This is a genomic window from Streptomyces sp. V3I8 (assembly GCF_030817535.1).
Lineage (GTDB): Bacteria > Actinomycetota > Actinomycetes > Streptomycetales > Streptomycetaceae > Streptomyces.
The window spans coordinates 2,465,312-2,483,694 of record NZ_JAUSZL010000002.1 but is presented as its reverse complement, the minus strand read 5'-3'; the positions used below and the strand labels follow the sequence as shown (position 1 = coordinate 2,483,694).

General features: G+C 71.5%; 12 protein-coding genes and 1 pseudogene. 11 read left to right on the top strand and 2 right to left on the bottom strand.

Translation table 11 applies throughout. The features are described from left to right. Positions 1–442: 442 nt before the first annotated feature. The 5 genes and pseudogenes from QFZ75_RS10850 (at position 443) to QFZ75_RS10830 (ending at position 7,802) form a co-directional block, all read left to right on the top strand. Positions 443–1,792, top strand: a complete 1,350-nt coding sequence (locus QFZ75_RS10850) for a diaminobutyrate--2-oxoglutarate transaminase family protein (RefSeq protein ID WP_307544367.1) — start codon at positions 443–445, stop codon at positions 1,790–1,792. 145 nt (positions 1,793–1,937) lie between these two features. Further along, a complete protein-coding gene (locus tag QFZ75_RS10845) occupies positions 1,938–4,052 on the top strand; it encodes an IucA/IucC family siderophore biosynthesis protein (protein ID WP_307535976.1) in 2,115 nt (704 codons plus the stop codon). Positions 4,053–4,113: 61 nt separating this feature from the next. Then, positions 4,114–4,857, top strand: coding sequence for a GNAT family N-acetyltransferase (locus tag QFZ75_RS10840; protein WP_307535974.1), 744 nt, complete (start codon positions 4,114–4,116; stop codon positions 4,855–4,857). A gap of 250 nt (positions 4,858–5,107) precedes the next feature. Then, positions 5,108–5,707 (top strand): annotated as a pseudogene (locus QFZ75_RS10835) (IucA/IucC family C-terminal-domain containing protein); the annotation flags it as partial. Positions 5,708–5,807: 100 nt separating this feature from the next. Next, positions 5,808–7,802, top strand: coding sequence for an ATP-dependent DNA helicase (locus QFZ75_RS10830; RefSeq protein WP_307535972.1), 1,995 nt, complete (start codon positions 5,808–5,810; stop codon positions 7,800–7,802). Between the two features lie 253 nt (positions 7,803–8,055). On the opposite strand, the gene lexA is transcribed toward QFZ75_RS10830, so the two are convergent. Continuing rightward, entirely contained in the window at positions 8,056–8,838 is a 783-nt protein-coding gene (gene lexA / locus QFZ75_RS10825; protein ID WP_307535971.1) for a transcriptional repressor LexA, read from the bottom strand. A 516-nt stretch (positions 8,839–9,354) separates the two neighbouring features. Here lexA and nrdR point away from each other — a divergent pair. Both nrdR and QFZ75_RS10815 read left to right on the top strand, forming a co-directional pair. Further along, positions 9,355–9,906: a transcriptional regulator NrdR gene (gene nrdR / locus QFZ75_RS10820; RefSeq protein ID WP_307535969.1), complete on the top strand. Its 552-nt coding sequence runs from the start codon at positions 9,355–9,357 to the stop codon at positions 9,904–9,906. A 165-nt stretch (positions 9,907–10,071) separates the two neighbouring features. Then, complete coding sequence (locus tag QFZ75_RS10815; protein ID WP_307535966.1) at positions 10,072–12,981, top strand: vitamin B12-dependent ribonucleotide reductase; 2,910 nt, start codon at positions 10,072–10,074, stop codon at positions 12,979–12,981. Between the two features lie 102 nt (positions 12,982–13,083). On the opposite strand, the gene QFZ75_RS10810 is transcribed toward QFZ75_RS10815, so the two are convergent. Beyond that, positions 13,084–13,617, bottom strand: a complete 534-nt coding sequence (locus tag QFZ75_RS10810; protein WP_307535962.1) for a TerD family protein — start codon at positions 13,615–13,617, stop codon at positions 13,084–13,086. A 152-nt stretch (positions 13,618–13,769) separates the two neighbouring features. On the opposite strand from QFZ75_RS10810, the gene QFZ75_RS10805 reads away from it, so the two are divergent. The 4 genes from QFZ75_RS10805 (at position 13,770) to QFZ75_RS10790 (ending at position 18,240) form a co-directional block, all read left to right on the top strand. Further along, positions 13,770–14,375: a YdbC family protein gene (locus QFZ75_RS10805; RefSeq protein ID WP_307535959.1), complete on the top strand. Its 606-nt coding sequence runs from the start codon at positions 13,770–13,772 to the stop codon at positions 14,373–14,375. Positions 14,376–14,579: 204 nt separating this feature from the next. Next, a complete protein-coding gene (locus tag QFZ75_RS10800) occupies positions 14,580–15,257 on the top strand; it encodes a histidine phosphatase family protein (RefSeq protein WP_307535957.1) in 678 nt (225 codons plus the stop codon). Positions 15,258–15,278: 21 nt separating this feature from the next. Beyond that, the gene (locus QFZ75_RS10795; RefSeq protein ID WP_307535955.1) at positions 15,279–16,190 is read left to right on the top strand and encodes an ADP-ribosylglycohydrolase family protein; all 912 of its coding nucleotides are present in this window, start codon (positions 15,279–15,281) and stop codon (positions 16,188–16,190) included. Positions 16,191–16,560: 370 nt separating this feature from the next. Next, entirely contained in the window at positions 16,561–18,240 is a 1,680-nt protein-coding gene (locus tag QFZ75_RS10790; protein WP_373465839.1) for a DUF4173 domain-containing protein, read from the top strand. The last annotated feature ends 143 nt before the right edge of the window (positions 18,241–18,383 follow it).

The window sequence follows — 18,383 nt, the reverse complement described above, 5'->3', positions numbered from 1 at the left end:
CGGCGTGGGCCGTGGGTGCTGATCAGCGAGTACCGCCGAACGGCACCACAGACTATGCCGTTGCCGTGGGGGACTTCCGACGGGTCCGCAACGGTTCCGTCACGGTGAGGATCTTCGTTCCGCCGTTGCCCCGCGCGGTCCTCGTCGTTGGTACGTACGGGGGGCGTTCCGGCTGCGTTCATCCCCCCTGCCGCCTCCCACGGACGGGCGGGCGACTCGCCTCTGGACAGCGGGAGGACCGACAGACGTGACGGTGACGGGGTCTGCGCCCGAGGCGGCGCCCACGACGCGCAGAGCGGCGCAGCCGCACACGGCGCAGGAGGACGCGGCGCACGAGGACGCGGCAGTGCGGTTGGCGCACGAGGGTGCCGGAGCGCACGAGGACGCCGGGGCGTGTACGACGCACACGGACGCCGGAGCGAGCGCGGAGGCGGGGGCGCGCGTGGCGCAGGAAGGGATCCTGCGGCGGCAGTCGGCGCGCGAATCCGCGGCGCGCACCTATGCGCGCGCCCTGCCGATCGTCCCCGTACGGGCCCGCGGGCTGACCATCGAGGGCGCCGACGGAAGCCGCTACCTCGACTGTCTCTCCGGCGCGGGCACACTGGCCCTCGGCCACAACCACCCGGTCGTCCTGGAGGCCGTCAGGAAGGTCCTCGACTCGGGCGCCCCGCTGCACGTCCTCGACCTGGCCACACCGGTCAAGGACGCCTTCACGACCGAGCTGTTCCGCACCCTGCCGCCCGGCCTCGCCGACCGCGCCCGCGTGCAGTTCTGCGGCCCCGCCGGGACGGACGCCGTGGAGGCCGCGCTGAAACTGGTGCGCACCGCGACCGGACGCAGCGGGATCCTCGCCTTCACGGGCGCCTACCACGGGATGACCGAGGGGGCGCTCGCGGCATCCGGCGGCGCTCCCGACGTACGGGTCACCCGCCTGCCCTATCCGCAGGAGTACCGCTGCCCCTTCGGCGTCGGAGGCGAGCGCGGGGCCGAACTCGCCGCGCACTGGACGCGGTCCCTGCTCGACGACGCCAAGTCCGGGGTGGCGAGCCCCGCGGGCATGATCCTCGAACCGGTGCAGGGGGAGGGCGGGGTGATCCCGGCCCGCGACGACTGGATGCGGCGGATGCGGGAGATCACGGCGGCGCGCGGCGTTCCGCTGATCGCCGACGAGGTCCAGACCGGGGTCGGCAGGACCGGCACCTTCTGGGCGGTCGAGCACAGCGGTGTCACGCCCGACGTGATGGTCCTGTCCAAGGCCATCGGCGGCAGCCTGCCCCTGGCCGTCGTCGTCTACCGCGACGACCTCGACGTATGGGAACCGGGCGCCCACGCGGGCACGTTCCGCGGCAACCAGCTCGCCATGGCGGCAGGCGCCGCGACCCTCGCGTACGTCCGGGAGAACGGTCTCGCCGAGCGCGCCGCCGCACTGGGCAGCCGCATGATCACGCGGCTCCGGCAGCTGGAGACCGACTTCGCCTGCGTCGGTGAGGTACGCGGCCGGGGACTGATGATCGGTGTCGAACTCGTGGACCCCGAGAAGCCGTCGGCGACCCCCGGGGGCCCGCCGCCCGCCGCACCCGAACGGGCGGCCGCTGTGCAGCGCGAGTGCCTGCGGCGCGGACTGATCGTGGAACTCGGCGGCCGGCACTCCAGCGTGGTGCGGCTGCTCCCGCCGCTCACGATCACCGACGAACAGGCGACCGCGGTGCTCGACAGACTCGCGGACGCGGTGACGCAGGTCGCGAAACGGGCACCGCGGGTCGGGCGGGCCGTCCGGCGGGCGGTCCGGTAGCCGGCCCCGCCGGGGCCGTGAGGGTGTCCGACCGGACGTCCACCCGCACCGGCCGAGAAGCGCATCGGTACCACCTACGCCCGTCCACGCCGCAACAGCTGCGGTTCGTCGCCGTACGAGCCTGGACCACCCCCGAGGAACCCCTTTGAACGTCACCTCCGCATCCGACGGCCGCCCCCACACCCATGAGCGAGCAGCCCTCGGCACGCAGGCCCCCCACGGGCCGGGGACCGAGTCGGTCCCCCGGCAGGCGGCAGGGCCAGGAACGTCCGAAGGGCTGTACGGCGCCACTGCCGACCTGCTGGAGCACCCGGATCCCCACGTCGCCGCCCAGGCCGCGGCCGTCGAGAACCTGCTGCGCTGCTGGGTGCGCGAGCACGACCTGTCCGCCCCCGCCGACGGCGTCCTGCGCGTCCCCCTCCCGGCCGGGGGCACGACCCTCGTCGTCCCGGTCCACTACTGGTCCCCCACGGGGTGGCACCGCCTGGGTCCACCGCGCCTGGCGGACGCCCCGGACCACGCCCCTCCCCTCGACGCCGTCACGCTGGCGGCCCTGCTGGAGCGGGAGACCCCGACGGACGCGCACCTCGCCGGGCCCGGCGAGTCCGGCGAATTCGCGGGGTCCGACGTGCCCGTCGAGTCCGCCGCGGAGGCTGCGAACGCCGCGAACGCCGCGGTGACGGTCTCCGCCGCGCCGTCCGCCCTCGCCGATCTCCTTGCCTCCACCGCGCCCGGTGCGCCCGGCGAGCCCGCCGCATCGCGCGTCCGCGCCACGCCCCGGGCCGGGGCGGGCGAAGGCGACCTGGTCGGTCGCGTCGCGGACTCGTTGCGACGGACCGTCGTGTTCATCGCGGACCGCAGGGAGAACCCGGCCGACGGCCCCGACCTGTTCCTCTCCGCCGAGCAGTCCCTGTTGCTCGGCCATCCGCTCCACCCCACCCCGAAGAGCCGCGAAGGACTCAGTTGGATCGACAACCGGCTCTACTCGCCCGAGCTGCGCGGCTCCTTCGCACTGCACTGGATCGCCGTCGCCCCTTCCGTGCTCGCCACCGACTCGGCGTGGACCGAGCGCGGCCGCCTCGTGCCGGCGGACCGGCTCACCTCCCGGCTCGCCGGTACCGGACTGCGGCTGCCCGACGGACACGCCGCGCTGCCGGTGCACCCCTGGCAGCTCAGAGAGGTCCGACGCCGTCCGGAGACGGCGGCGCTCCTGGACGCCGGGCTGCTCCGGGACCTCGGCCCGTACGGCTCCCCGTGGCACCCCACCTCCTCCGTCCGCACCCTCTACCGCTCCGGCGCCCCCGCGATGCTGAAACCGTCGCTGGGCCTGCGCATCACTAACTCCCGCCGGGAGAACCTCCGCAAGGAGTTCCACCGGGGGGTCGAGGTCCACCGCCTGCTGCGGGCCGGCCTCACCGAGCAGTGGCGGGCGGCCCACCCGGGCTTCGACATCGTCCGGGATCCCGCCTGGCTCGCGGTGGACGACCTCGACGGCACCCCCGTGCCCGGCCTCGACGTGATGATCCGCCACAACCCGTTCGCGCCCTCGGACGACGTCACCTGCGTCGCCGGACTCGTCTCGCCCAGGCCGGGAGCCACGTCGCCGGGACACCGGCACCCGGAGCAGCCCGGGCCCACGACCCGGTCCCGGCTCACCGAGATCGTCACCCGGCTCGCCGGACGCACGGGCCGGCCCCGTGGCGCCGTCGCCGCCGAGTGGTTCCTGCGTTACCTCGAACACGTCGTCCGCCCCGTCCTCTGGCTGGACGCCGAGGCCGGTGTCGCGCTGGAGGCACACCAGCAGAACACCCTGCTCCTGCTGGACGCCGAGGGCTGGCCCAGGGGCGGCCGTTACCGGGACAACCAGGGCTACTACTTCCGCGAGTCCCGGCGTACGGACCTGGACGCGCGGTTGCCGGGAATCGGCGAGCGCAGCGACACCTTCGTGTCCGACGCGGTCACCGACGAACGCTTCGCCTACTACCTCGCCATCAACAACGTACTCGGTCTCATCGGGGCCTTCGGCTCGCAGCGCCTCGCCGACGAACGGCTGCTGCTGGCCGCCTTCCGCCGCTTCCTCGGCACCGTCGCCTCCGGGCCCGCCCGGCTGCGCACCACCCTGCCCGCCCATCTGCTCGACTCACCCGTCCTGCGCTGCAAGGCCAACCTGCTGACCCGGCTGCACGGCCTCGACGAACTCGTGGGCCCGGTCGACACCCAGTCCGTCTACGTGACCATCGCCAACCCCCTCCACTCCTGACCCCTCCTCCACCCCTGACTCCCGAGGAATCCCCGCCCCGTCCTCCGAGAGGAGCGTCGCCGTGTCTCCCACCGATGCGAGCACCGACGCCGACGCCGGCCCTGCCCCCCGCCCCGCTTCCCGGAGCGACCCGGACCCCGGCGCGGACAGCCAGGACACCCTCGACCTGCGCCTGCCCGACGAACTCCTCGCGCTCTTCGCGGCCGGCGCCGGAGCAGCCGCCCCGGCCGGTGACGATCTGCTCGACCGCGTCGGTGACTGGGGGCCGACGACCACCGCCGCGGGCGTCTTCCACCTGGTCCCCGTACACGTCGAACGCGATCTTCCGCTCGTCGCCCGCTGGATGAACGACCCCGCTGTGGCCGCCTTCTGGGAGCTCTCCGGCCCCGAGAAGGCGACCGAGGAGCACCTGCGCGCCCAGCTCGGAGGCGACGGACGCAGCGTCCCCTGTCTCGGCGTGCTGGACGGCACGCCGATGAGTTACTGGGAGATCTACCGCGCGGACCTGGACGCGCTGGCCCGCCACTACCCGGCCCGCCCGCACGACACCGGGATCCATCTCCTCATCGGCGGCGTCGCCCACCGCGGGCGGGGGACCGGCACGATCCTGCTCCGTGCCGTCTCCGATCTCGTCCTCGACCGGCGCCCCTCGTGCGCACGGGTCGTCGCCGAGCCCGACCTCCGCAACACCCCCTCCGTGTCCGCCTTCCTGAGCGCCGGCTTCCGGTTCTCCGCCGAGGTGGACCTGCCCGACAAGAAGGCGGCCCTCATGGTCCGGGACCGGGCTCTGCGCGACCTGTGGTGAGCCGCCGCTTCCGGTGCACCGCGCGCGCCGACCAGATTCCGAGTCGAGGAGTCCCCGTGCCGAAACCGTCCGCCGCCTGCTCGCGAAAATGATCGCGGAGTTCGCACACGAGGAGATCCTGCTGCCGGAGCCGGAGCCGGAGCCGGAGCCGGAGCCGGAGCCGGAGCCGGAGCCGGACCGCGACTCCGGCCGGTACGACGCCGAGCAAGCGGTCGGCCCCGGGAACCCGGCGGGGACGATTCGGCACCCGGACACCCTCGTGCGGCGCGGGCTGCCGGCCGAACGCACGCTCGCCGCTCCCGCCGTCACCGCCTGGATGCACGGCCTGCTCGACTCGGGCACCCCGTGTACGACACCCTGCCGGAAGTCCCGTACCAGTACCGGGAACTGCTCGGGGCGATCTGGCGCGAGCCGCTGTCCCGCCACCTCGCGCCCGGTGAACGCGCCCGCACCCTCGCCGCCCTCCTGCACACGGACCGGGAGGGCCGTGCCTTCGTGGCGGGACTGGTCGAACGCTCGGGCCTCGCGCCGCGGAACCGGCTGTGCCGCCTCTTCGCCGCGCTGCTGCCCGGCCCTGCTGCGCTTCCGCTACCTGGCTCCGTTGTGCCGGGACCAACTGAGGGTGCGCGAGGACGAGTTCTGGTCACTCGTCCGGGCCGAGATCCTGCGCCACCGGAGGCGCTTCCCGGAACTCAAGGAACGCTACGAGACCTTCGACCTGCTCACACCCCGTATCGAGCGGCTCTGCCTGCACCGCAACCGGCTGCACCTGGACGGTTACCGGGACCGGTCGCGGCGCCCCCACGCCGCGGTGCACGGCACCGTCCCCAACCCCCTCCACCAGGCGTGATCACCCACCGCTTTGGTGTTCGCGCGGGCGTCCTGATCACATCCCTCCCCGCCGCCGCGAGCACACCGTTGTCGGTGCCGACCCGTAGGGTGGTCGAGCTATGACAGAGCCCTCACTCCCCGAACTCCTGCATGCCGCCGTCACAGCCGTCGGCGGTACGGAGCGCCCCGGCCAGGTGACCATGGCCGAATCCGTCGCGCAGGCCATCGACGACGGTTCCCATCTGCTGGTCCAGGCCGGCACCGGCACCGGCAAGTCCCTCGGCTACCTGGTCCCCGCGCTGGCGCACGGGGAGCGGGTCGTCGTGGCGACGGCCACCCTGGCGCTCCAGCGCCAGCTCGTGGAGCGGGACCTGCCGCGCACGGTGGACGCGCTGCATCCGCTGCTGCGCCGGCGTCCCGAGTTCGCGATGCTCAAGGGCCGCTCGAACTACCTGTGCCTGCACCGCCTCCACGAGGGAGCGCCGCAGGACGAGGAGGAGGGCCTCTTCGACCAGTTCGAGGCGGCCGCGCCCACCAGCAAGCTGGGCCAGGACCTGCTGCGGCTGCGGGAGTGGTCGCAGGAGACCGAGACGGGGGACCGCGACAACCTCACCCCGGGCGTCTCGGACCGGGCCTGGTCACAGATCTCCGTCTCCTCCAGGGAGTGCCTCGGCGCCTCGAAGTGCGCCTACGGAGCGGAGTGCTTCGCCGAGGCGGCCCGTGAGCGCGCCAAGCTCGCCGAGGTCGTCGTCACCAATCACGCGCTGCTGGCGATCGACGCCATCGAAGGCGCCCCCGTCCTCCCGCAGCACGAGGTGCTGATCGTCGACGAGGCCCACGAGCTGGTCTCCCGGGTCACCGGGGTCGCGACCGGAGAGCTCACCCCGGGGCAGGTCAACCGTGCCGTGCGCCGGGCGGCGAAGCTGGTGAACGAGAAGGCCGCCGACCAGCTCCAGACGGCCGCCGAGGGCTTCGAGCGCCTGATGGAACTGGCGCTGCCGGGCCGCCTGGAGGAGATCCCGGAGGACCTCGGGTACGCGCTGATGGCCCTGCGGGACGCCGCCCGTACGGTGATCTCGGGTATCGGGGCGACCCGTGACAAGTCCGTCACGGACGAGGACGCGGTGCGCAAGCAGGCCCTCGCCTCCGTGGAGAGCGTCCACGACGTGGCGGAGCGCATCACGAACGGCTCGGAGTGGGACGTCGTCTGGTACGAGCGGCACGACCGCTTCGGGGCGTCGCTGCGGGTGGCGCCGATGTCGGTGTCGGGCCTGCTGCGCGAGAAGCTCTTCACGGACCGTTCCGTCATCCTGGCCTCGGCCACCCTGAAGCTCGGCGGCGACTTCAACGGCGTGGGTGCCTCGCTGGGCCTGGCCCCCGAGGGCACCGAGGGCGAGGACATCCCGCCCTGGAAGGGCATCGACGTCGGCTCGCCCTTCGACTACGGCAGGCAGGGCATCCTGTACGTCGCGAAACACCTGGCCAGACCCGCCAGGGACAGCGACCGCGGGGACATGCTCACCGAGCTCACCGAGCTGATCCAGGCGGCCGGCGGCCGTACGCTCGGCCTGTTCTCCTCGATGCGGGCCGCCCAGCTCGCCGCGGAGGAACTGCGCTCCCGCATCCCGGAGTTCCCCATCCTGCTGCAGGGCGAGGAGACGCTCGGCGAGCTGATCAAGAACTTCGCGGCGGACCCGAAGACCTGCCTGTTCGGCACGCTCTCGCTCTGGCAGGGCGTGGACGTCCCGGGCGCCAGCTGCCAGCTGGTCGTCATGGACAAGATCCCCTTCCCGCGCCCCGACGACCCGCTGATGAGCGCCCGCCAGAAGGCGGTCGAGGACGCGGGGGGCAACGGCTTCATGGCCGTCGCCGCCACGCACGCGGCCCTGCTCATGGCGCAGGGCGCCGGCCGCCTCGTACGGGCGACGGAGGACCGGGGGGTGGTCGCCGTGCTGGACCAGCGGCTGGCCACCGCCCGTTACGGCAACTACCTCAAGGCGTCCCTGCCCGACTTCTGGTACACGACGGACCGCAACCAGGTGCGGCGGTCGCTGGCGGCCATCGACGAGACGGCACGCAAGGCCGAGACGGAGGCCGGGACCGGGGAGTCCTGAACGCCGCGACACCACAGGGGCCGCTCCGGCCGGCCCGGGCCGGGGAGCAGCCCCTGTGACGTGCACGGCGGACGTGGGAACGGCCCGCAGCGCCGCGCGGTGTACACGCGGAGGGTCCACCTTGCCGTGTGGTGCGCGTGCGGACGGTCCGTGGTGCCGTGCGGTGTGCGTGCGGACGTCCGAGGGGTGCGCGCGGACAGCACAGGGCCCCGGAACCGGCGCAGTGGTCCCGGGGCCCGGTCAGGGAGGATCCTCAGATCCGCCGGAGCACCGCCACGACCTTCCCCAGGATGGTCGCCTCGTCACCCGGGATGGGCTGGTACGCGCTGTTGTGCGGCAGCAGCCACACATGGCCGTCCTCGCGCTTGAAGCGCTTGACCGTCGCTTCGCCGTCCAGCATGGCCGCCACGATGTCGCCGTTCTCCGCGACCGGCTGGCGGCGGACCGTCACCCAGTCGCCGTCACAGATGGCGGCCTCGATCATCGAGTCGCCGACGACCTTCAGGACGAACAGCTCGCCGTCGCCGACCAGTTGCCGGGGCAGCGGGAAGACGTCCTCGACGGACTCCTCGGCGAGGATCGGTCCACCGGCGGCGATACGGCCGACCAGCGGGACGTACGACGCCGCCGGCTTGCCCGCCGTGTCGGTGGGCTGTGCGGTGGCCTGGTCGGAGCCCCGGACCTCGTAGGCCCTGGGGCGGTGCGGATCGCGGCGCAGGAAGCCCTTGCGCTCCAGCGCCATCAGCTGATGGGCGACCGAGGAGGTGCTGGAGAGGCCGACGGCCTGCCCGATCTCCCGCATGGACGGCGGGTAGCCCCGTCGCTGGACGGAGTCCCTGATGACCTCGATGACCCGGCGTTGCCGGTCGGTGAGTCCGGAACTGTCCGCCCGGATGCCTGGAGGTCGACCCGGCAGGGAGCGTGCGGGCTTCGTCCCCTCCTGGTTCACGGTTTCATTCATGGCATGCACCGGCTCAAATCGGCCCTGGGAGCGGTCCTGGGCGGTGATGGTGGCACTGTCTGCGGTGGTGGTCACGTCGGCCCCTCTCGTTCGTCTCCCTGCTGGACAACGGTAGATGCTTTCGAAAGGTTGCGCCAAACACACGTTCGAGTGAAAAAACGCAGATGGCCTTACGTGATCACGCGTTTGGGTGTATGACTACCGCCGCGCGAGTGCCCTGCGGGACGTTCCGGCGTGCCGTTCGCCGTCGCCGCCGTGACCTTGTGGGTCGGTGCGGGGCGGGAGTCAGTCTGCCACCAGGTGTCCGGCGGGCCGCGAACCGGCCCCCGTCCTCGGTGCCGCACACCGTATCCCCGCACGCTCCGCGCCGGAATGGCCAGGCGGCACATGCCAATACGGGAGCGACACGCGCGCAGAGCGTGAAATTCGGGTCAGGCCCTACATATAGTGGTCGGAGTGCCACGGTGACCCAGAAGTTGTGGTTCCCCTGGTCTTCCGAGCCCCAGGTCATCCCCTATGCTTGGGCTCGCTCCGAGGGGCCCAAGGGCCTCTTGAGGCTATCGAGTCGTGCTGTGAAGGAGGGTCGGAGCCATGCACTGCCCCTTCTGCAGGCACCCCGACAGCCGTGTCGTCGACAGTCGTACGACGGACGACGGCACGTCGATCCGCAGGCGTCGCCAGTGTCCCGACTGCTCCCGTCGGTTCACGACCGTGGAGACGTGCTCCCTGATGGTGGTCAAGCGGTCCGGGGTCACCGAACCCTTCAGCCGCACGAAGGTCATCAACGGCGTGCGCAAGGCATGCCAGGGGCGGCCCGTCACGGAGGACGCGCTCGCCCAGCTCGGCCAGCGGGTCGAGGAGGCGGTGCGGGCCACCGGAAGCGCCGAACTGACCACCCACGACGTGGGGCTGGCCATACTCGGCCCACTGCAGGAACTCGACCTCGTCGCCTACCTGCGGTTCGCGTCCGTGTACCGGGCGTTCGACTCGCTGGAGGACTTCGAGTCCGCCATCACGGAGCTCAGGGAAGAGACACAGGGCCCCGCCACGGCCGACGACGACGTGTGCGCGGGGTGTCAAGGAAGCGACCGGGGGTCCGGAGAGGCTGTCGAAGCCCCCGTGCCCGCCGGTACCGCCGACTGACGAGGAGCGGCCGGCGGCGGACCGGCCGGCCGGCGGCGATCACAGAGGCGATCACAGACCTGTCGCGAGCGGACGCGTAAGCGGTGCGCGCGACACCACACACATACCGTGCCCCGGGAAGAACGAGGCACTTCAGGGCGTTTTAGCCTGATACAGGGAGGCGGCATGACAGAGACGGCGAGCGGTCCGGCACGAGGTTCCCGCACGAAGGGCACCAAGGCCATCAAGGGACTGCGTATCGAGCGCATCCACACCACCCCGGGCGTGCACCCGTACGACGAGGTCGCCTGGGAGCGCCGTGACGTCGTCATGACCAATTGGCGCGACGGCTCGGTCAACTTCGAGCAGCGTGGCGTCGAGTTCCCCGACTTCTGGTCGTTGAACGCGGTCAACATCGTCACCAGCAAGTACTTCCGCGGTGCTGTGGGTACCCCGCAGCGCGAGGTGAGCCTCAAGCAGCTCATCGACCGCATCGTGAAGACGTACCGGAAGGCCGGCGAGGACTACAAGTACTTCGCCTCGCCCGCCGATGCCGAGATCTTCGAGCACGAGCTGGCGTACGCCCTCCTGCACCAGATCTTCAGTTTCAACTCGCCGGTGTGGTTCAACGTCGGCACGCCCCAGCCGCAGCAGGTCTCCGCCTGCTTCATCCTGGCCGTCGACGACTCCATGGAGTCGATCCTCGACTGGTACAAGGAAGAGGGCATGATCTTCAAGGGCGGTTCGGGCGCCGGCCTGAACCTCTCCCGGATCCGTTCCTCCAAGGAACTGCTCTCCTCGGGCGGCAACGCCTCGGGTCCCGTCTCCTTCATGCGCGGTGCCGACGCCTCCGCGGGGACCATCAAGTCGGGCGGCGCCACGCGCCGAGCCGCCAAGATGGTCATCCTCGACGTCGACCACCCCGACATCGAGGACTTCATCCAGACCAAGGTGAAGGAAGAGGAGAAGATCCGCGCGCTGCGCGACGCGGGCTTCGACATGGACCTGGGCGGCGACGACATCACGTCCGTCCAGTACCAGAACGCCAACAACTCGGTCCGTGTGAACGACACGTTCATGAAGGCCGTCGAGAACGGCGAGAAGTTCGGCCTCACCTCCCGTATGACCGGCGAGGTCATCGAGGAGGTCGACGCCAAGTCGCTCTTCCGCAAGATGGCCGAGGCGGCCTGGGCCTGCGCCGACCCGGGCATCCAGTACGACGACACGATCAACCGCTGGCACACGTGCCCGGAGTCCGGCCGCATCAACGGCTCGAACCCGTGCAGCGAGTACATGCACCTGGACAACACGTCCTGCAACCTCGCCTCGCTGAACCTGATGAAGTTCCTGAAGGACGACAGCAAGGGCCACCAGTCCTTCGACGTCGAGCGCTTCTCGAAGGTCGTCGAGCTCGTCATCACGGCGATGGACATCTCCATCTGCTTCGCGGACTTCCCGACCCAGAAGATCGGCGACAACACCCGCGCCTTCCGCCAGCTGGGCATCGGCTACGCCAACCTCGGCGCCCTCCTGATGGCGACCGGTCACGCGTACGACTCCGACGGCGGCCGCTCGCTCGCCGGCGCCATCACCTCGCTGATGACCGGCACCTCGTACAAGCGCTCCGCGGAGCTCGCCGCGGTCGTCGGCCCGTACGACGGCTACGCCCGCAACGCGCAGCCGCACCAGCGCGTCATGAAGCAGCACTCCGACGCCAACGCCGTGGCCCCCCGTGTGGACGACCTGGACACGCCGATCTGGGCCGCCGCCACAGAGTCCTGGCAGGACGTGCTGCACCTCGGCGAGAAGAACGGCTTCCGCAACGCGCAGGCCTCGGTCATCGCCCCGACCGGCACCATCGGTCTCGCGATGTCCTGCGACACGACCGGTCTCGAGCCCGACCTCGCGCTGGTCAAGTTCAAGAAGCTGGTCGGCGGCGGCTCGATGCAGATCGTCAACGGCACCGTCCCGCAGGCCCTGCGCCGCCTGGGCTACCAGGAGGAGCAGATCGAGGCGATCGTCGCCCACATCGCCGACCACGGCAACGTGATCGACGCCCCGGGCCTGAAGGCCGAGCACTACGAGGTCTTCGACTGCGCCATGGGCGAGCGTTCCATCTCCGCGATGGGCCACGTCCGCATGATGGCCGCGATCCAGCCCTGGATCTCCGGCGCGCTCTCCAAGACGGTCAACCTGCCGGAGACGGCGACCGTCGAGGACGTCGAAGAGGTCTACTTCGAGGCGTGGAAGATGGGCGTCAAGGCGCTCGCGATCTACCGCGACAACTGCAAGGTCGGCCAGCCCCTCTCCGCGAAGACCAAGGAGAAGGAGAAGACCGCGACCGACGCCGTCACGGCCAGGGCCGAGGACACGATCCGTACCGCGGTCGAGAAGGTCGTCGAGTACCGCCCGGTCCGCAAGCGCCTCCCCAAGGGCCGTCCCGGCATCACCACGTCCTTCACGGTCGGCGGCGCCGAGGGTTACATGACCGCCAACTCCTACCCGGACGACGGTCTCGGCGAGGTCTTCCTGAAGATGTCGAAGCAGGGCTCCACCCTCGCGGGCATGATGGACGCCTTCTCGATCGCGGTCTCCGTGGGCCTGCAGTACGGCGTGCCCCTGGAGACGTACGTCTCGAAGTTCACCAACATGCGCTTCGAGCCGGCCGGCATGACGGACGACCCGGACGTGCGGATGGCGCAGTCGATCGTCGACTACATCTTCCGCCGCCTGGCGCTCGACTTCCTGCCCTTCGAGACGCGCTCCGCGCTCGGCATCCACTCGATCGACGAGCGCCAGCGCCACCTGGAGACGGGCTCGTACGAGTCGAGCGAGGAAGACGTCGACGTCGACGTCGAGGGGCTGGCCCAGTCCGCGCCCCGCGCGCAGGAGCTGAAGGCCGTCGTCACCCCGAAGGCCGAGGTCGAAGCGGTCAAGCCCGCCCCGCAGCAGGCCCACACCAGCGCCGAGCTGGTGGAGATGCAGCTGGGCATCCAGGCGGACGCCCCCCTGTGCTTCTCCTGCGGTACGAAGATGCAGCGGGCCGGTTCCTGCTACATCTGCGAGGGCTGCGGCTCGACCAGCGGCTGCAGCTGATCACCACGGGTACCGTCCGGGCGTGGACCCGGACGGTGCCCGCACGGGGGAGGGGCGGTACGGCCACCGGCCGTACCGCCCCTCCCTCATGCATGGCGCGGGTCAGGCGTTCTCGGCGCTGCCCATGATCCGCGCGAAGGTCGCCGGGTCCGCGTCGAAACCGCGGACCGCCGGACGGAAGGTCCACTCCCCGGAGTCGTCACGGACGAACTCCGCGACCGTCGTGGCCGTGGCCCCGAGGACGCCGTTGAAGTCGCCCTCGGCCAGCACGGTGTGGCCCTCGCGGATGCGCAGGGCCGGGTTGCGCACGCTCGCGAACGTGCGCCGCCCGGCGCGCTGCTGGATGGCGACACCGACCATCACGCGCGCGTAGCGGGCGTTGAGACGGGACAGCTCCAGGGTCATCACCTCGTCCCAGCCGAAGCCCTTGCCGTCCTTGCTGTCCCGGTCGAGGTAGATGGTGCCGTCCGGGGAGCGGCTGCCGAAGTGCACCACGTAGTCGGGATTCTCGTGATTGGCGGTCGCGAGGTAGGTGGCGGCGACGATGTCGAGATCGATGGCCGGTTCACCGGGTGAACTGGGATCCCACTTCACCGAGACCTCGACCTTGCTGATGCCCTTGTTCAGGCCGTTCACCGCATCTCCCTCCGGATCCCCTGCGTCGGACGCCTCAACTGCTGCGCAGGTGCGGCGTGTTACCCATCGTGTCACGCGCACGGGGGCGCTCGCTCGCAGGCAGTCCGCCCGAGCATGACCGGCGCCACGTCCCTGGGCCGTACGATGGCGCGGTGCTGGTCAAGTGGATTCGCTGCACCGTGGTCGACCGCCGCGGCTTCGAGCGGGGGCAGCGGAAGTGGGCGGGACTTCTGGGGGAGCCGGGCTTCCGGGGACAGGGCGGGGGCTGGAGCCGGGGGAGGCCCGGAGTCGCCCACATCTTCGCCTTCTGGGAGAGCCGTGCCTTCTACGACTCCTTCATGGCGCGTTCCCATGACCGGCTGGCCTCCTCGCAGGCGGGCACCTTCAAGGATCAGCACGCCACGCTCTTCGATCACCGCTTCGACGTGAAGACCGGCTTCGAACCGCGCTTCACCGAGGTCGATCTGGTGCGGGTGGCGCACTGCCGTGTGCACGAGGAGCGCGCCGAGCACTTCGCCCTGATGCAGGAGAAGGTCTGGAACCCGGCGATGGCCGGTTCGCCCGGCATGGTCCGGGGTCTGTTCGGGGAGGCTCCCGGACACGAGTTCCTGGTCCTGTCGATGTGGCAGTCGGCCGCCGAGCACGGCAAGTACCGCGCCGAACGCGTGGAGCGGCTCGCCCTGCGGGCCCAGATAGAGGCGGACGTCGCGGCGCTCACGGGGGACATAGTCCAGCTGGAACCGACCTGGACCGTCTGAGGGCCGCGAACGGGCCGAGGGCCGCGAACGGCCGAGGGTTCCGAATGGACCGAGGGTTCCGAATGGACCGAGGGTTCCGAATGGACCGAGGGTTCCGAACGACCCCAGGCCCTGAACGGTCCCAGAGCTCCGATTCGTGTGACCTGTGACGTATGGAGCCCGTACGAGTGCTCGATCGGGCGTGACCCGATCTAGGGTTCCGGTATGGCACGTCCACGGCGCATCGTCCTTGTCCGGCACGGCGAGTCGGTGGGCAATGCCGATGACTCCGTCTACGAGCGGGAACCCGACCACGCCCTGGCGCTCACCGAGAAGGGGTGGCGGCAGGCGGAGGAGACGGGCAAACGGCTCAGAGAGGTCTTCGGCAACGAGCAGGTGAGCGTGTACGTCTCCCCGTACCGCCGCACGCACGAGACCTTCCGCGCCTTCCACCTCGACCCGGGGCAGGTACGGGTCCGGGAGGAGCCCCGGCTGCGTGAGCAGGACTGGGGGAACTGGCAGGACCGGGACGACGTACGCCTGCAGAAGGCGTACCGCGACGCGTACGGGCACTTCTTCTACCGCTTCGCGCAGGGCGAGTCCGGCGCCGACGTGTACGACCGGGTCGGCAACTTCCTGGAGAGTCTGTTCCGGAGTTTCGAGGCGTCCGACCACCCGCCCAACGTGCTCCTCGTGACGCATGGCCTGGCCATGCGGCTGTTCTGTATGCGCTGGTTCCACTGGACGGTCGCCGAGTTCGAGTCGCTGTCGAACCCGGGGAACGCCGAGATGCGGATGCTCGTCCTGGGTGAGGACGACAAGTACACGATCGACCGTCCCTTCGAACGCTGGCGCGACCCGGAACCGTACGGAGATCCGCAACTGTACGGAATCAGTGGATAAAGTGGACAAGGTGACAGTGCGATGACCGCCGACCGCTCTTCCGCCGGGCGCCTCGGCCGCGCCCTCGACAGCCTGCGCGGGCTCGCGGTCGGGGACGCGCTGGGCTCGCAGTTCTTCATGCCGGCGAACTACCCGCTGCTCAAGGACCGCGCACTGCCGCCCGGGCCCTGGAAGTGGACCGACGACACGGAAATGGCCGCGTCCGTAGTGGCCACCCTGGCCGCCCACCAGCGCATCGACCAGGACGCCCTGGCCCGCTCCTTCGCCGCGCACCACGACGCCGACCGGGGGTACGGGCCCGCCGTCGACCGGCTGCTGCGGCAGATCGGGAAGGACGGCGACTGGCGCGGGCCGGCCTCGGCCCTCTTCCGGGGGCAGGGCTCGTGGGGCAACGGCGCCGCGATGCGCATCGCCCCCCTGGGCGCCTGGTACGCGGACGATCCGGAGCAGGCCACGCACCAGGCGGAGATCTCGGCCTACCCCACCCATCAGCACCGCGAGGCGGTGGTCGGCGCGATGGCCGTGGCGGCCGCCGCCGCACTGGTCGCGGCGCCACAAGGCCCGCCCGCGCCCGGCGCCCTGCTCGACGGGGTCATCGCCCTCGTGCCGCGCAGCGCTGTCGAGGCGGGACTGCGGCGCGCCCGGGACATGCTCGACTACGGCGACACGACCACCGTGGCGGCCGTCCTCGGCTGCGGACGGCGCACGAGCGCGCACGACACGGTGCCCTTCGCCCTCTGGTCGGCGGCGCGGGCCCTCGGCGACTACGAAGAGGGCTTCTGGGCGACCGCGCAGGTGGGCGGCGACATGGACACGACGTGCGCGATCGTCGGAGGTGTCGTGGCCGCCGCGGGGACGGCGGGGGCGCCGCCACGGGAGTGGGCGCGGCGGACGGAGGCGTTGCCGGGGTGGACGCCGGGGGCTGCTTCTTGAGTGAGGCGTACGGAGCACTGCGTTGAGCGGTGTGGTGTGGTGGCCACGGGTCGGGCTCTCGGGCCGCACGCGCGCGTGTGCGCCTTTCCCCGGTCCGCCGGTCGATCACTGTCACAGCCCTGCCACAGAGCGACGGTGGCGGGCTCTGCCGACTGTGCCCCGGTTAACCTTTCCGCCACGCCGCTCGTTGATCATCACGCGGCGGTGCCGACGAGAAACCGGTCACCGAGCTTCCCCGCGGTTCCGCGCGGCGTGCTGCCGGGACCGGCCGGGAGGGGGTCCTGTGTCCGACAAGCCGTCCGAGGCCGAGCCGAGAGGACCGGAAGCGGAGTCCGCGGAGTCCGCGGGTTCAGCGGGTTCAACAGATTCGATGGATTCGGCAGGTTCGGCAGGTTCGGCGGGTTCAGTGACCGAGGCGGAGGGCACTCTTCCTGCGGCCCGGGACCGTGGCACCGCCGCCGGGCCGGGGAAGAGCGGGGACGACTTCGCCGAGGACGACTCCGAGGACGACTCCGGGGAGGACTTCAGGGACGACTTCAGGGACGACTCCGGGGGCGGTCCCGCCGTCGAGTCCTGGTTCGCGGACATCCAGGCGAGGACTCCCGCACCGGTCCGTACCGCGACGCTCTGGTCCGTCCTGGCCACCGGCCTGCTCAGCATGCTCCTGCTCGGCGAGGGGCTGGCGCTCAACCTCCTGCTGGTGGCGATCCCGCTCACGCTCGGCGCGTACTTCGCCGCGGGCAGGGCGGGACGACGCCCGCGTCCCTGGACGCTGGTGTGGGGCACCGGGGGACTCGCCCTGCTGATCGTTCCCGCGCTGCGCGACGCCGACTGGCCGTCCTTCCTGGCCGTGGTCGCGGCCGCGGCGGTGGGCTCGATCGCGCTGCACGGCGGCCGTACCTGGACCGGCATGCTGTTCGGCCCGATCGGCCTCTACACCTCGCTGCTCACCGGACCGGCCTGGGGCTGGCGCGGACTGCGCGCGCGGACCGACGGCACCCGCGGCAACGTGGGCCCGGTACTGCGCGCGACCGCGGTGGCCGTGGTCCTGCTGGTGGTCTTCGGCGCCCTGTTCGCCGGGGCGGACGCGGCCTTCGCGGACCTCCTCGGAAGCCTCGTACCGGACGCGTCGGTCTCCGGCGGCCCCTGGCACGTCGTCCTGTTCGTGATCGGCGTGGCCGGCGCCCTGGCAGCCGCGCACACGGCCGCGGCGCCCCTCCGGTGGGACCGCGTCGAGGTGCCGTCGGGACGTGCTCGCGGACGCGTCGAGTGGGCGCTGCCCCTGATCGTGCTGGCCGCGCTCTTCGCGGCCTTCAACGCCGTCCAGCTGGCCGTCCTGTTCGGCGGGTACGACGCCGTACTGGAGAAGACCGGACTGACGTACGCCGATTACGCGCGGCAGGGCTTCTGGCAGCTGCTCCTCGTCACGCTCCTCACCCTGGTGGTCATCGTCCTCGCCCTGCGCTGGGCCCCGCGGGACGGCGCGCGTGACTGGACGCTGGTACGCGCAGTCCTCGGCACCCTCTGCGCCCTCGCCCTCGTCGTCGTGGCCTCGGCGGTGCGGCGCATGGACATGTACGTGCAGGCGTACGGGCTGACCCGGCTGCGCATCTCCGTGGTGAGCGTCGAACTGTGGCTGGGCCTGGTCATCGTGCTCATCATGGCGGCCGGCGTGCTGGGCGCCCGCTGGCTGCCGCGCGCCGTGCTGGCCAGTGCCGCCGCGGGGGTCCTTGCCTTCGGGATCCTGTCGCCGGACGCCCTGATCGCCGAGCGCAACGTCCAGCGGTACGAGGAGACGGGCCGCTTCGACCTCGCGTACGCACGCGGGCTGTCCGCCGATGCCGTACCCGCGCTGGACAGGCTCGACGAGCCGCTGCGGTCCTGCGCCCTGACACACATGGCGGAGGACCTGGAAGGACACGCCGACCCCTGGTACGCCACGAGCTGGGGGGAGGCACACGCCCGGGACGTCCTCGACGGGCGTGACCTGTCCCCCGAGGCCGACCGGCGCGAGTGCAACCGGTTGGACCTGGAGCTGGCGTACGGCTGAGGCGGGACGCACGCCGGTCGCGACCGGCGTGCGCACCGAACGGGCCGGGTCGCCGTCCCTGAGGGCAGCGACCCGGCCCGTGCTCCGGGTTCGACGGCGGCCGGCGCCGGCCGTGACGATGGCAGCCGTGGCAGTGGCAGTGG

Coding starts and splice junctions, on each gene's coding strand:
- QFZ75_RS10795 (WP_307535955.1), top strand. CDS start 15,279: ATGACCGCCGACCGCTCTTCCGCCGGGCGCCTCGGCCGCGCCCTCGAC.
- QFZ75_RS10815 (WP_307535966.1), top strand. CDS start 10,072: ATGACAGAGACGGCGAGCGGTCCGGCACGAGGTTCCCGCACGAAGGGC.
- nrdR (WP_307535969.1), top strand. CDS start 9,355: ATGCACTGCCCCTTCTGCAGGCACCCCGACAGCCGTGTCGTCGACAGT.
- QFZ75_RS10830 (WP_307535972.1), top strand. CDS start 5,808: ATGACAGAGCCCTCACTCCCCGAACTCCTGCATGCCGCCGTCACAGCC.
- QFZ75_RS10790 (WP_373465839.1), top strand. CDS start 16,561: ATGGATTCGGCAGGTTCGGCAGGTTCGGCGGGTTCAGTGACCGAGGCG.
- QFZ75_RS10800 (WP_307535957.1), top strand. CDS start 14,580: ATGGCACGTCCACGGCGCATCGTCCTTGTCCGGCACGGCGAGTCGGTG.